10 protein-coding genes are annotated in these 15,103 nt (G+C 48.4%); 8 read left to right on the top strand and 2 right to left on the bottom strand.

Translation table 11 applies throughout. The features are described 5' to 3' along the window. The first annotated feature begins 145 nt into the window (after positions 1-145). From SFV55_RS01905 to SFV55_RS01890, 4 genes are all read left to right on the top strand, one after another. Positions 146-628, top strand: coding sequence for an RDD family protein (locus tag SFV55_RS01905; RefSeq protein WP_320027756.1), 483 nt, complete (start codon positions 146-148; stop codon positions 626-628). A gap of 120 nt (positions 629-748) precedes the next feature. Further along, positions 749-1,891 carry a formylglycine-generating enzyme family protein gene (locus SFV55_RS01900; RefSeq protein WP_320027755.1) on the top strand — a complete coding sequence of 381 codons (1,143 nt, stop codon included), beginning with the start codon at positions 749-751 and terminating at the stop codon, positions 1,889-1,891. A gap of 103 nt (positions 1,892-1,994) precedes the next feature. After that, positions 1,995-2,477: a DinB family protein gene (locus tag SFV55_RS01895; RefSeq protein ID WP_320027754.1), complete on the top strand. Its 483-nt coding sequence runs from the start codon at positions 1,995-1,997 to the stop codon at positions 2,475-2,477. Between the two features lie 306 nt (positions 2,478-2,783). Then, the gene (locus SFV55_RS01890) at positions 2,784-5,630 is read left to right on the top strand and encodes a pitrilysin family protein (protein WP_320027753.1); all 2,847 of its coding nucleotides are present in this window, start codon (positions 2,784-2,786) and stop codon (positions 5,628-5,630) included. Positions 5,631-5,817: 187 nt separating this feature from the next. On the opposite strand, the gene SFV55_RS01885 is transcribed toward SFV55_RS01890, so the two are convergent. After that, positions 5,818-7,215: a Gfo/Idh/MocA family oxidoreductase gene (locus tag SFV55_RS01885; RefSeq protein ID WP_320027752.1), complete on the bottom strand. Its 1,398-nt coding sequence runs from the start codon at positions 7,213-7,215 to the stop codon at positions 5,818-5,820. 150 nt (positions 7,216-7,365) lie between these two features. Between SFV55_RS01885 and SFV55_RS01880 the strand changes: the two genes are divergently transcribed. From SFV55_RS01880 to SFV55_RS01865, 4 genes are all read left to right on the top strand, one after another. After that, a complete protein-coding gene (locus SFV55_RS01880; RefSeq protein WP_320027751.1) occupies positions 7,366-7,716 on the top strand; it encodes a hypothetical protein in 351 nt (116 codons plus the stop codon). Next, the gene (locus SFV55_RS01875) at positions 7,717-8,433 is read left to right on the top strand and encodes an RNA ligase family protein (protein ID WP_320027750.1); all 717 of its coding nucleotides are present in this window, start codon (positions 7,717-7,719) and stop codon (positions 8,431-8,433) included. A gap of 262 nt (positions 8,434-8,695) precedes the next feature. Continuing rightward, entirely contained in the window at positions 8,696-11,887 is a 3,192-nt protein-coding gene (locus SFV55_RS01870) for a SusC/RagA family TonB-linked outer membrane protein (RefSeq protein ID WP_320027749.1), read from the top strand. An 18-nt stretch (positions 11,888-11,905) separates the two neighbouring features. Continuing rightward, positions 11,906-13,222 (top strand): RagB/SusD family nutrient uptake outer membrane protein, encoded by a 1,317-nt coding sequence (locus SFV55_RS01865; RefSeq protein WP_320027748.1) that lies wholly within the window; start codon positions 11,906-11,908, stop codon positions 13,220-13,222. A 103-nt stretch (positions 13,223-13,325) separates the two neighbouring features. Here SFV55_RS01865 and pafA read toward each other — a convergent pair whose 3' ends face one another. Next, positions 13,326-14,945: an alkaline phosphatase PafA gene (pafA, locus tag SFV55_RS01860; RefSeq protein ID WP_320027747.1), complete on the bottom strand. Its 1,620-nt coding sequence runs from the start codon at positions 14,943-14,945 to the stop codon at positions 13,326-13,328. Positions 14,946-15,103 lie beyond the last annotated feature (158 nt).

Raw genomic sequence — 15,103 nt, 5'->3', positions numbered from 1 at the left:
TGTTCTTGCGCAGGGGGAATGTTGCAAGGATGAGGGGGAAATGGAACATAAAATGATCAACACGGGAATTTTTTAGCTGTTTTGTGAGTTACATTCCGTCAAAAGATAAAGTGAAATCTTATTTTTGCCATTAAAAACAATAATCATGCAAAACGAAGAACTCCTGGACGATTTTCATTTCACCCCAACAGAAGAATCAATTACTGACTTAGTATCTGCATCTGTGGGACAACGTTTAGCCAATTACATCATCGATAGCATTGTGATGCAAACATTGCTTTACTTTGCAATCATAGCAATAGATCAATCTACTTATCTCGCTAAAAATGCCGAGTCTTCATTCGTCTTTGTATTTTTAGGTTTAGCCCTACTTCCTTTTGGTTATTTATGGGGATGTGAATATTTTATAGGGCGTACCCTAGGAAAATTAATCACTGGAACCAGAGTAGTTTACGATGATGGAACTCGACCTTCTGTAATTAGTATTCTGGTGCGCACTTTAGCAAGAGCGGTTCCGTTTGAGCCTTTCTCCATTTTTTTCAATGAAGATAGAATAATGTGGCATGACCAATGGTCCCATACCATGGTGGTAGATGTGAAAAAATCTGTTTTGTCGCAAGACGTATAAGCAAATGGAACTTGGAAGAAAAGCCCAGGGAAATGCACAAATTTAAATGATTGCGCTAAAGGTTTAGTCCATATTAAAGGCGCAATTTCCTAATTTTGGGCTTTTCACCAATTGTTCATTATGCGCGTTCACCTCTTTGCAATAGTGGGTCTTCTTGGTTTTGGGGCATGCCAATCCTCCAGCTCCCCCAAAACCAACGGAGTACCCCCCATCACTGCCGATGAGCATTGCTACTCCGGTGCTTCCCCCTACGGTACCCATGCTGATTTCCTCATCGCTGATTTTTTGAAGGCCATCGACGACATCAAACCCGACCCGGAAATGGCCAAAAGCCTGGAAGGTATGGTTGAAGTCAAGGGCGGGCAATTCGACATGGGTGGCGACAATGAACAAGCACGCGCCGATGAATTTCCCAAACACCCGGTAGCAGTGCAGGATTTTTGGATGGACGCCACCGAGGTTACCAATGCCCAGTTTCAAATATTTGTGGCTGCTACGGGATACATCACGGTAGCTGAGCGGGCGATTGATTTGGAGGAACTGAAAAAACAAGTGCCGCCAGGTACCGAATTACCCAGTGCGGAAGAACTGCAACCCTTCTCTTTGGTTTTCAAATCCCCCAGCAGCGGCAACTTACAGACCCTTGGGCCAGGTGATTGGTGGCAGATGGTCAAAGGGGCCAGTTGGCAACACCCACAAGGGCCTGCATCGAATATAAAAGGCAAAGAAAATCTCCCGGTAGTACACGTTTGTTGGTACGACGCAGTGGCTTATTGCAAATGGGCAGGCAAACGACTGCCCAGCGAAGCAGAGTGGGAATACGCAGCACGGGCTGGGGAAAGCAGCAGCATTTATCCTTGGGGTAAAGAACCCGTCAGCGTAAAAATGGCCAATTTTTTCCAGGGTGAATTTCCGGTTAAACAAGTTAATGAGGATGGGTACATGCGGGTAGCGCCCGTCAAATCCTTCCCGGCCAATGCCTTAGGATTATACGACATGGCTGGCAATGTCTGGGAATGGTGCGCCGATTGGTACCGCCCGGATTATTATGCCCAAAAAACGCAGTTGTTGCGGAACCCGCAAGGACCTTCCGATAGTTATGATCCTGAAGAACCCAGCACACCTAAAAAAGTAGTCCGCGGTGGGTCCTTCCTCTGCAACGATACCTATTGCTCAGGCTATCGGGTAGCAGCACGGATGAAAACCAGCCCGGATACGGGTTTGGAACATACTGGATTTAGGTGTGTGCGGGATAAAAAATAGTGAATAAGTTGAGGAGTTGAGAAGTTGACCCCCCAGGCTTCGGCTCCGCTCAGCGACCGGAGGTTCAACTTCTCAACTTCTCAACGCCTCAACTTCTCAACTCATGACAGAAGTATCCGACCATCTTCTCTCCGTGCTCAGCGCCGCCGAACCACTCCTGCGGCAATTGAGCCCGGCCTTAGCTCAACAAAAACCTCGACCCGAAAAATGGTCGCCCAAAGAAATCATTGGGCATCTGATCGATTCTGCTTGCAACAACCAGCAGAAATTTGTGCGCACCATGGCCACGCCAAAACTAGAATTCCCTGGCTATGCGCAGGATTTCTGGGTCAGTGCACAACACTACCAGGAAGCTGAGTGGTCAACTTTGATTGATTTATGGATCGCCTACAATCGGCATCTTGCGCATGTGATCCGACAGGTGGACCCTGCCACGCTCCAAAATGCCATTTTGATCCAGGGTGCGGTTCCTTTCACTTTGGGTTTTATTATGGTTGATTATGTGGAGCATTTGAAGCATCACTTGTTGCAGATTTTCCCGGAGGGGCCTTTTGAGAGTAAGTTCGCTAATGTGTACAACGCGTAACCAAAGCGGCATTTTTTTTACCACAAAGGTCAAAAACAAGGACACAAAGGACACAAAGTTAGACGTTGACATGTCATAATCTAACTTTGTGTCCTTTGTGTCCTCTTATTTTTTCCTCTGTGATAATAAAATGTCGCTTTAGCAATTCTAGAAAACCACCGAGCCCTCCATACTTCCTTTTTTTGACAAATCCTCGTTTTCCCACTCCCTGATCATTCCCTCCTCTTCAAAAAGACTTACCTTTCCCCTCCATACATTTCTACCAAAACAACACCTCTCAGGAGGATCTAAACGCACACTTAACCAATGAAAAAAGCCATCTTACGCAGCTTGTATTGCTGTTTGTTACTGATTTTGAGCATCCAAACTTTTGCCCAAAGCAAACTAGTTGAAAAAGTAGAACGCAATGGTAGCGAGCTACTCATCCCTTACGAAAAATACGTCCTGGCCAATGGCCTGACGGTGGTTGTTCACGAAGACCATTCCGATCCAGTAGTGCACGTCGATGTCACCTACCACGTTGGCTCGGCCCGGGAAGAAATTGGCAAGTCTGGTTTCGCCCACTTCTTTGAACACATGATGTTCCAAGGCTCCGACAATGTGGCCGACGAAGAACATTTCAAACTCGTCACCGAAGCAGGTGGCACCCTCAATGGCTCCACCAACCGCGACCGCACCAACTACTACGAAACCTTGCCCAGCAACCAACTGGAAATCGGCATCTGGCTCGAAGCCGACCGCATGGGTTTTTTGTTGGACGCCGTAACGCAGAAAAAATTCGAAATCCAGCGCGCCACCGTGAAAAACGAGCGCGGCCAAAACTACGACAACCGCCCTTATGGGCTAGCGGGTGAAGTGAGCAGCAAAAACCTCTACCCTTATGGCCATCCTTATTCCTGGCTGACCATTGGCTACCTGGAAGACCTCAATCGGGTGGATGTTAACGACCTCAAACGTTTTTTCCTGCGCTGGTATGGGCCCAATAATGCCACTTTGACCGTGGGCGGCGACGTCACCCCTGCTCAGGTGCTCAAATTGGCGGAGAAATACTTTGGCAGCATTCCCCGTGGGCCAGAGGTGCTAAACATGCCCAAAATGGTACCTGCACTGGAAGGAGACCGCTACATTTCTTACGTGGACAATTACATCCGTTTCCCCCGTTTACAAATGACCTTGCCCGGTGTACCCAATTACCACCCTGACAAGGCTGCACTGGATTGTTTAGCGGCTTTGATGGTCCAGGTCAAAAGCTCCGTTTTTTACCAAAACTTCATCAAAACCCAAAAAGCACAGCAGGTCAATGCATTCAACTCGGCGTTCGAACTGAGTGGGGAATTCAACATCAGCATCCAGCCCACTCCAGGCCAAAGCTTGCCAGAAATAGAAGCCTTGATCCGCAAATCCATCGTCGATTTCGAAACCAAGGGGGTAACTGACGAAGAAGTAGAACGTTTCAAAGCACAATACGAAGCGGGGCGTATCAACGCTTTGGCTAGTGTATCTGGAAAGGTATCTCAATTGGCTGCTTACCAAACTTTTACAGGCAATCCGAACCAATTCCCTGCCGAATTGGCTAACGTACGTGCCCTCAGCAAAGCCGACGTTCTGCGCGTATTCAACCAATACATCAAAAACAAACCAGCGGTCATTTTGAGCATTCTGCCCAAGGCTGGCGAGGTTAAACCCGCAGCCGCCGACAACTATAAAATTGACGAAAGCAAATACGTTGCGCCACCTGATCAATATGCGGGTTTGACCTATGTAAAAGCCAAAGACAATTTTGACCGTAGCAAAAAGCCGGTTGCAACGACCAATCCAAGCATTACTGTACCCACCCTTTGGCGCTCCAAACTAGCCAACGGCATCCAGATCATTGGCACGCAGAATACAGAAGTCCCTACGGTCACTTTGTCTTTGAGCATCAAAGGGGGACAAATGCTCGATCCGATTGAAAAAGCGGGCTTAGCCAACTTGTGTAGCCAGATGTTGCGGGAAGGCACCGAAAACTATACGGCAGAAGTTTTTGAAGACGAACTGCGCAACCTCGGGGCCAGCATCAACGTAAGTGTCAGCGAAACAGCCCTGACTTTTTCCATGAATACCCTGGTCAAAAACCTGGACAAAAGTTTACAACTTTTTGAAGAACGATTGTTGCGGTCCAAATTAAAAGAGGAAGACTTCAACCGCATCAAACAAAACACCATGCGGGGCATCATCAACAGCTCTACCCAGGCCGCTGCTGTGGCATCGGATTTGTTCAACACCATGATTTATGGCAAAAAGGACATCCGGGGTTATGCCGTTGAAGGCACGGAAGAAACCGTTGCCAAAATCACTCTGGCGGATGTAGAACAATTCTACAAAAACAACCTCTCCGCTCCCTTGAGCAACGTGGTGATTGTAGGCGACGTGAAACAGGCGGATATCCTGCCCAAGCTGTCGTTTTTGAATAAAATGTCGACCAAAGCAGTGGCACTCCCGGTATTTAAACCAGTGGTCAAAACCGAAAAAGCCAAAATCTATCTTGTCGACCAACCCAAGGCCGCCCAATCGGAAATCCGCATCGGTTACCCTGCCATGGCCTATGATGCTACTGGCGAATACTTCAAAGCAGGTCTGATGAACTACAACCTGGGCGGTTCTTTCAACAGCCGCATCAACCTGAATTTGCGCGAAGACAAGGGTTATACCTACGGGGCTCGTTCCAGTTTTTCCGGCGATCTGGCCTGGGGGACTTTTGTGGCGAGTGCTGGTGTAAAAGCCACGGCAACCGATAGCTCGGTGGTGGAATTCATGAAGGAAATCACCAAGTTCCGCAATACAGGCATGACCGATGCTGAATTGGCTTTTATGAAAAGTTCCATTGGGCAGCGGGATGCGCTGCGTTATGAAACAGGCTTCCAAAAGGCTGGGTTTTTGAGCCAAATCGCCAAATACAACCTGCCCGTTGACTTTACGAAAAAACAAAGCGACATCATCAAGTCGATCACCAAAACGGAGTTGAACACCCTGGCTAAAAAGGTATTGAAGCCGGAGAGTGCCTATATTTTGGTAGTTGGTGACAAAGCACTAATCAAGCCAGGTTTGGAAAAACTGGGCTATGAAGTGGTGGAGTTGGACAAGAAGGGGAATGAAGTGGTGATTAAACCGTAAAACCTTCAAGTGCTTTCTTGTAATTCCTGAGGTGCCCCTAAAGTGCCTTTGGTGTCTAAGGTGGTTAAAATAAAAACTCTTGCGCGCAAGCGCGAAGAGCACATATTTTCTTCACCACCTTAGACACCAAAGGCACTTTAGGGACACCTCAGAAATGTTTCATCCAAAGGACTAAGTCGTTCTCAACTTATTTAAGCCTGATGTTCACCGGGTCCCAATTGATCACCCGCTTCTGCTCCGCGCTCATATTCGCCGCTAATGAAGGCCCGGCAGCGCGGAAACCAAACACCGCGTCTTCCAAAATTTTCCCTTGCCCACGCACCGCATTAAAGAAGACCACCATGTGATCGTAACGGTCATCGTAGCCGTCGGCAGGCATGTAGGTTACTTTTTCCTGGAATTCTACATCGTGGGTGTATTTATCCTTCGGATACTTTTCGTCGTATTGTTTCAAAAATTTCTTTTGTTCTGCTTCTGAGTAGGTGAACAACGAATCGTAGTATGGGCTGTACATTGGCGCTGTGGGCCGCTTGAGGGTTTTGAGCGTGGCGTCGTTCCAGCCCAATTCAATCACTCCGTCAGAGCCCACCAGTCGCGTCACGCCACCACCGCCACCGCCATCAGCCAGGTTGACCCGGGTCATAAAGGTGAAGGAGGCGTGTTTGTCAGTTTTAGGGTAATCCATCAGGGCCGTAACCAAATCCAGGGCATCGCGGCCATCCTTCCAATAATTGAGATCACCCGTAGCAAAAATGCGATTGGGGCCAACGGAACCGGTGATGGTATGTAAGGCTGTGATCAGGTGTACAAACAAATCGCCAGCTACTCCCGTGCCGTATTCTTTAAAATTGCGCCAACGGAAAAAACGTACGGCGTCAAATGAACGTTTGGGGGCGTCGCCCAGAAAACGATCCCAATCGATGGCTTTGGCGTCGATGTCAAAAGGCATGGTGTAATTCCAGGCCCCCAATGCGTCACAACGGTCCATGGCCGCCTCGACGTAATTGATCTCGCCAATCAAGCCCTTTTCGTACCATTCCCGGGCTTTGTGAATCCCCGCGGAACTAGCGCGTTGGCTGCCTACCTGGAAGGTTTTACCACTTTTTTTCGCCGCTGCAATCACTGCTGCGCCTTCTTCGATGTGGTGTACCATCGGTTTTTCGCAGTACACGTGTTTTCCTGCATTGAGGGCGTCGATGGAGATGCGGTCGTGCCAATGGTCTGGCGTACAGATGAGCACGGCATCGATGTCTTTGCGTTGCAGGATTTCACGGTAATCGCGGGTGGTGTAGATTTGATTGCCCCATTTTTCTTTGGCCCGCACCAGACGGTCATCGTAAAGGTCACATACTGCGGCCAATTCGGTGCCGGGCACCTTTAAGGCTGTATCGGTATCAAAATGGCCGATGATGCCACAACCGATCAGCCCGATACGGATGTTATCGAGCGGCGAAACGGGTTTGGCGTAAGGTTCCAAAATTTGGGTGGAGGTTTGTCCTTTGGCAAATGTTTGCTGGGACAATCCGGTGAGCAGCGTAGTGGCCGCTGCGGCTTTTTTCAAAAACTTGCGACGATTGGTAGACATAGACTATGCTGATTTTTTACACAATTTAAACAAATAAACGAGTGAATTCCAACGGGCACGACAAACAATTCATTTGCTTTTTTGTCTTAAAAAAACTACATTTGTACAAAAGCTAAACATCGAAGTGCCCCTTGGTGTTATTTTTGCATCATGATCAAGTTACTCACCATTTTATTGCTATTTATTGGTAACATTTGCCTGCTCCACGGGCAAAACGACTGGCGCATTGCGGGTAAATCCATTCCCGCTCTCCAGCAAAAAGTCACCACTGCTTCTACCTTATCTTTTTGGAACCGAACGCCTCTTGTCGCTGTTACAGACAAGCAAAAACGCCAAAACTTTACTTCTGCCGCCAGCTTTCCCCAATGGTATTCTGTAGAGCAGCTTCCTTTTTTTTGCAAAATGGAGGTAAAAATGGAAAAGGCTGTTAAATTTCCGGTGAAGGTCCGCCTGGGCGAAGTACAGTATGTCGAAAAAATGGAAGGTAAACCGTATTATTAGATGGCAAAGCCGCTCGGTCACAAATCTTATGGCTCTATCCCACACCTACCCGGTTCAAGACTGGGCAGTGGAGATCATCATTGTCCGGAGGGCCAGGCACGGATCGCTACCGAACAAACTCGCGATGCCAAAGACCTGGTGATCGTCCAGGAAAAACTCGATGGTTCCAATGTAGGCATCGCCAAACTACATGGCGAGATCATTCCTTTGGTTCGTTCCGGGCACCACGCCGCCTCTTCACCTTATGAGCAACACCATCACTTTGCCAATTGGGTGCAACAACGCCACAAACTATTCGATGCCGTGCTGTTGGAAGGGGAACGCCTTTGTGGTGAATGGTTGTTGCAGGCTCACGGCACCCGTTATGATTTGCAAAACCGGGAGCCCTTTGTTGCTTTCGATTTGTTGTACAACCGGCACGAACGGGTGATTTTTGCCGAGTTTCAAAGTCGACTGGCCTCCAGTGAAATTGCCCTAGTCCCAACCGTATATGTTGGCGCGCAAGCTTTACCCATCCAGGATGCTATGCAACTGCTAAGCGAAAGTCACTACGGCGCTTTGGACCCCGTGGAGGGTGCCATTTGGCGCATTGAGCGAGATGATAAGGTTGAATTTTTGGTCAAATACGTTCGTCCAGACAAGTTAGATGGTGTTTATTTGCCCGAAGTAACGGGCAATGGCCATACGGTTTGGAATCAGGCTGTATTAACTATTTAGCCACCAATTTTTTCTAAAAAGAAGTTCACAATCTGCACAGCCTTGCTTTCCTCCAAAAGCAACAGGGCATTTTTTGCAAAAATCTCAAGGGTACTTTGTGTAAATTTTGCAAATTATCGAAAAATAAGCTGCAAATTGTAGTAAATGCAGGAATTAAAACTAATTTAGCTGCAATTATTGCAAATACCAGCATCAAAACTTGCAAAAATGCTCGCAAGAAATGGCTGGATCACGATTACTCAACTATAAAAAACTTAAGCGTATGAACAAAAAGTACGTGTTCAGGTACATAAGCGGCATGGCTTTGCTCTTGCTGCTTCCCTGGGTCGGCTATGCTCAAGGCAAGGTAATGCTCAAGGTCAATGGAATGGTCAAAGATGAGACTGGGGAACCACTCATTGGTGTGAACATTCAACTGAAGGGCACCCCTGTTGCCAGTATCACCGATCTGGATGGCAATTATACCCTCAGCGGAGAAGTGGCTGAAGGGGAATACACCGTGGTGACCAGTTACATTGGTTACGCCAACAGTAGCCAAACGGTGCAGGTTTCGACCAGCAACGCTACTTTTCAATTGAATTTTGACATGTCGCCTGACATGCTCAACCTGGATGAAGTAGTGGTTACGGGTAACACATCCACAACCACTCGTAAGTCCTTGGGGAACAACATTTCCGTGCTCAATTCGGACAAGATCAAAAACTCGGCAACCACAAACTCGCTTGGTGCACTTCAGGGCAAGGTAATGGGGGCCCAAATCACCCAAAACTCGGGTGACCCTGCCGGAGGGATCAGTGTGCGTTTGCGGGGCGCGTCTTCCATCAACGGTTCCAGCGACCCGCTCTATATCGTAGACGGGATTATCGTAGACAACTCTTCCCAAAACGTGATCAACCGCAATGCTGACGCCCAAACTACCGGTTTTCAAGCGGGGCAAAACCGCCTTGTAGACCTCAATAGTTCTGATATCGAACGCATTGAAGTGCTGAATGGTGCCTCTGCCGCAGCCTTATATGGTGCTCGTGCTGCCAATGGGGTAATCCAAATTTTCACCAAACGTGGCAAATCCGAAAAATTGCGGGTTGAATTTTCAACCAGCCTTGTTACCAGTGCCTTACGCAAGGAAATCCCCATGACCACCATTGGTGAGCGCTTTGGCAAAAAAGGGAACGATCGTTTGGAAACAGCGCAGGACCGCTTGACGATTCTGCTGACCGTTGGTTTACCTGATGCCACTTTAACTTCACAAGGTGTAAAATTTGTCAAAGCAGGTTACACGCCACGTACCCTGGTCACCGACAAATACGCGGTGAAACGTTACAATTATTGGGATGATATTTTCCAAAGCGCCATGGGAACGGAAAACAACCTTTCCTTTAGTGGGGGCAACGACAAAACCCAATTTTACGCTTCCCTTGGCTATTTTGACAATGAAGGTATCCTGAAAAATACCAACTTCAAACGCTACAACCTCCGCCTCAACCTTGACCAAACACTGGCCTCCTGGGCAAAATTGTCCTTTGGCCTGGGAGCTAACCTCTCCCGCTCACAAGACATGCCCAACGGCAACAACTTTTTCAACCCCATCTCCGGTGTGTTCATCATCGACAACGTATGGGACCTCAACGAACGGGACGCCAACGGCAACCTGCGCCAGGTGGAACAAGTGCGCATCAACCCACTCAGCATTATCGAAACCTTTGACATTAGCCAGCAGACTTACCGCACCATGGGTAATGTTAAGCTAAGCCTCTTCCCCGTCAAAGGTTTGAACATCGATTTGATTGGAGGTGGCGACATCTACTCATTACAAGGGAACGAATACCACCCACGCTTGCCTTATAGTGGGGTAAGTGCCGACTTCTTCCCCGATGGTTACGTGAGTTTGGCCACCGACAACCTGATGCTCTTCAACAACGACTTGAACATCACCTACAACCGCAACCTGGGCAAGTCCCTGAATTCAACCACCATGGCAGGCTATCAAATCCAGTACAACCGCCGGCAGTACGCTGCACAGGATGGAAGGGACCTGGCACCTTTTGGCAAAACCATTGCTGCGGCCAACAACCTGTTCAACCGTCCGGTGCAAAGCATCTCTGAACGTTTCATTTCTGGTGCGTTCATCCAGCAGACCTTTGGCTGGAAAGAACAGGTCTTCATCACCCTGGCCGGGCGGATTGACAAGTCTTCCGTTTTTGCCGAAGACAACCAAAACAACTTCTACCCCAAGGTTTCGGGGAGCTGGGTATTGTCTGATTACATCAAAAACAAAGATCTGATTTCCTCAGCTAAACTGCGGGCAGCTTACGGCCAGGCGGGTAACCTGACCGGGATTGGTGCTTATGATCGTTTTGACAATTACCTCTTGTCTTCGATTGGAGGTTTGGCCTCTATTACCCCGTCTACCACCTTCGCCAACCCTTCGGTACGGCCTGAAAAGATGACCGAATTTGAATTTGGCGGCGATTTTGCGTTTTTGAAAAACCGCCTCAGCCTGAGTGTGAACATTTACAGTCAAAAGATCACTGACTTGTTGTTGACCAAGCCCGTTCCTCCTTCTGTAGGCGGTACCAGCATTGTAACCAACGTGGGTGACAATACCTACATGGACAACAAAGGCTTTGAATTGATGCTGAATGCTGCCCTGGTGCGTACCAAAAATTTCAAGTGGGACCTTGGGCTGCTCTACAACCAAAACCGCAACCGCGTGTACGGCATCGATGGTGACTTCTTCTACCTGCGCACAGGTGGCCCACAAGCAGTGCTGAATGGCCAATCCTTTGGCGCTTTTTATGGCACTTATTACGCTCGCGACAACAATGGCAACCCATTAAAAACCACCCAGGGCTTGTTCCAACCTGAACGTGGGGTACAAACCACTGCGCTGCAAGGCACTCCCGACCGTGGAGCAGATGGCCAACCCAAAACCACCGGGGTAGGCAGTACTGAATTGCGCAAGGTAATAGGAGATCCAACGCCCGATTGGACCGGGTCATTCAATACCAATCTTGCTTACAAAAAACTGAGCTTTTACGTCTTGTTCGACGCTGTGATTGGCGGCGATGTATACAACTGGAACCGCATCACCTCCAACAACGTAGGCTGGGGACCCTTGGCTGAGCAGGAAATCCGGGGTGAAGTGCCTCGGGGTACTGTAGCTTCAGTAGCTGGGGGGATCAACGGTGGCCGGATTCAGGAAGAACACGTGGAGGATGGATCATTTGTCAAAATCCGTGAAGTAGCCCTAAGCTACGAATTGGGCAAAGTAAAGGGTCTTTTCGACAATTTCAACATCAGCATCATTGGTCGCAACTTGTATTCCTTTGACAACTATCAGGGTTTTGACCCAGAGGCCAACTCTGCTGGCCAGAGTGACCGGGTTCGCGGCGATGATTTTGGCGCAGTACCCATTCCTCGTACCCTGATGGTTCGTTTGAATGGTCGTTTCTAACTCTAAAAAAGGTAAACAATGAAACTAAAATACATCATTTGTAGCTTTTTAGGCTTGGCTGCGCTCCTGCATTCGAGCAGCTGTACCAAAGAATACGTAAACCCCAATGCCGCCACCAAAACGGAGGTATTGAGTTCTGCGGATGGTTTGATGGGCCTGGCAGTCGGTATCCGGCGGGAATGGTCGGTTGGTGCCACCAGCGCCCTGTACAACACCGTAATTTGTAATGGACTTGCCACCAAGGAGTTGACCGTATTGAATACAGGTAACAACACCCTGGCTTCCCTCGAAGCAGGTAAAGGATCACTTAACGGTGCCAATTCAACCATGGCCAACCTTTGGACGAGTGCCAACCTGGTCAAAGCTTATGCGCAGCAACTGATCGATAATTCTTCGGTCGTTGGTGATCCTGGCACCAAAGCGGGAGTGGAAGCCTATGGCCTGTTTTTTAAGGCATTGGCGATTGGTACCCTTTGTCAGTTTTGGGAGCAGGTGCCTACCGAGGTGGTTTCTTCCACCGAGTACATTGACGGCAAACGCCCCGGATTCAAACCCCGTGCCGCCGCACTGGATGAAGCCATTGCCATCCTCAAACAAGCCGATGCAACCATCAAGGCAAATGCGCTTTCGGCTACCTTTAATGCCAAAGTGGGTACGGACATCAGCTTGACCAATGCGATCCAGGCCATGATCGCCCGTTTCAGTTTGATGAATGGCAAATTGGATGATGCACTAACGGCTGCCAATGCAGTTAGCCCTACGGTCCTTTCGGTATTCAAATACGATGCGGTGAATCAGAACCCGGTCTACCGTTCCGGTTTTGTGAGCAACAACGTGGTGGCTGGAGTAGCCAACTTTGGCCTTACTGGCACTTTGGCTCCTGAAGCAGCAGATGCCCGGATCGCCTTTTACCTGGGTGGAACTACACTGAGCAAAGCAACCGGCTTTTTCAAAAGTGACCTGGACGTGATTCCGGTATACCTGCCCAGCGAAATGACCTTGATCAAAGCAGAGGTTTTGGCCCGCCAAAACAAAATCACAGAGGCCATTGCCGAGTTGAATAAAATCCGTACCAAAGCCACCGACCCACTCAATGTGACCGCAAAATTAGCGGCTTACAGCGGTGCTGAAACGCAAGGGGCGGTATTGGAGGAAATTTACAAGCAGCGTTGTATCGAGTTGTATTTGTCGGGTTTAAAGTTGGATGATTGCCGTCGTTTCGGTCGCCCCGGTCCCAACGATGCCAATTTTGAGCGCAACCGCAATTTTTTCCCATATCCTAACGTGGAACGGGACAACAATCAGGCGAATACGCCTGCGGATCCAGCGGTTTGAGAAAGATGAAACAGGAAAGATGAGAGATGAAAGATGCTACCGCAGAGACTTAGACAAGGTCATTGTCAAAAACGCTGCGGTAGCATCTTTCATCTCTCATCTTTCATCTCTTCAGCACAATTCCCTGCACCGGCTTCCCCGAAGCGCCATTCGGTGCATTGATGCTCAGCCAATCGGACACGGTGGGTGCTATGTCATTGACAAAAGTGGGTTGGTTTGTTGAACCTGGTTCGATTTTCCAACCGTAGAAAAGCAGGGGGACGTGCGTATCATATTCGTAGGCAACCCCATGCGTCACTCCCTTAGGATAGTCTGAATTGAGAAAACCTGGCTCCAAACTAAACATGACATCACCCGAACGTTTGGAATAATAGTTGTTTTGCAATAGTTCCCTTCTGAAACCGCTACAGGTACTGATATCCGCATTCAGAGGCACAAATGCACAGGCAATCTCTGGCCGAGTCAGTAAAAATTCTACCGTAGCACGTTCCACATCTGGCTTGTACAATTTATACTCCTGAATGAGTTTGTGGTCAAAAAACAGCTCTTGCTCATTGTAGATAGACACCAGTTTTTTGGCACCAAACAATTTAGCCAAATGCTGATTCAGCGAGTCCTGAATGGCAGGGCCCATCACTGCCCATTTGGTGTAGCGACGATCGCTCATGTAACTCCGATTGTAAGGGGCACCGTGGTCAGCACTTAGGAAAACCAGGTATTGATCTTTACCCACTTCCTGATCAAGAAAGTTCAGCAAGCCAGCTAGTTCCAAATCCAAACGCAGGTAAGTGTCCTCTGCTTCGATGGAGCTGGTTCCAAAAAGGTGGCCCACATAGTCGGTAGAGGAATAACTAACCGCCAAAAGATCAGTAATGGCGTCCTTGCCCAATTGTTCATTCAATAAGGCTGCCTTGGCCATTTCGGTGGTGAGGGTGCTGCCCCAGGGTGAGTAAGGCAAGTTGCGAATTTCCTCGGGTTTGTGAGGAAAGACAGGTTTATCCTCATTGGTATATTTGCCTTCATAAGGGGTATCATCTGCGTCACTTTCGGTATACTGCTCAATCGGCAACAACGGAGTCCAGCTTTTTTTAACCAATTCCCTGGCCATCTTTTGCTCGTTGAAATTTTCAACCCACTTGGGCAAGGCCTTGGTGTAAAAATCGCTGGTGACAAAATTTCCGGTTTTGATGTCCAGCCAATACGTGCCATTGGAGAAATATCCGGCAGGAAAAATAGAAGAGCGATCCTTGAGTGCCACGCCAACTACTTTCGACTGGTGATTGGTAGCCAGTTTGAGCTCATCCCCCAGGGTGGTTACCATCAGGTTGCGGGGTGACATTTGCAATGCAGCGTTGCTCGGAGCTCCTACTGCTGTTACAGATTTGTCTTCTGCACAATACACCATCCGTTCCTGGAATTTATCGTACCACATATTCCCAACAATGCCATGCACAGAAGGAGTGGTTCCGGTGTAAATGGTGGCGTGCCCAGGGCCGGTTTCGGTAAAAGCGTAGGGATAATGGTTGTTGCGGCAGTTAAAGCCCTGGGTAATCAGGCGTTTGAAGCCTCCACTGGAATATTTGTCCCAATAGCGATAAAGGTAGTCATAGCGCATCTGGTCTACCACAATACCAACCACCAACTTGGGGCGATCTGAGGGCGTTTGCGCAACTACAAAATTGGCAAGGAAAAGTAGAGCAAAAAAAGCAAGGTAGCTTCTCATTCTGGCAAGTTTTTGTGCAAAAATAAGTTGGGGAAAGGGCTTTAGGTGTTTTCGAAGTGAAAATTAGACGATTTTTTGGGAATCCGCCGCCTGGGGCAATCAATTTGCCATTTATTAACCTTAAAATCACTTTTATGAACCTTCAGTTAAATTATTAC

It is taken from the genome of Haliscomenobacter sp. (assembly GCF_033763495.1).
Lineage (GTDB): Bacteria > Bacteroidota > Bacteroidia > Chitinophagales > Saprospiraceae > Haliscomenobacter.
The sequence above is the reverse complement of the archived record's forward strand: the minus strand, read 5'-3'. Positions and strand labels throughout refer to the sequence as shown.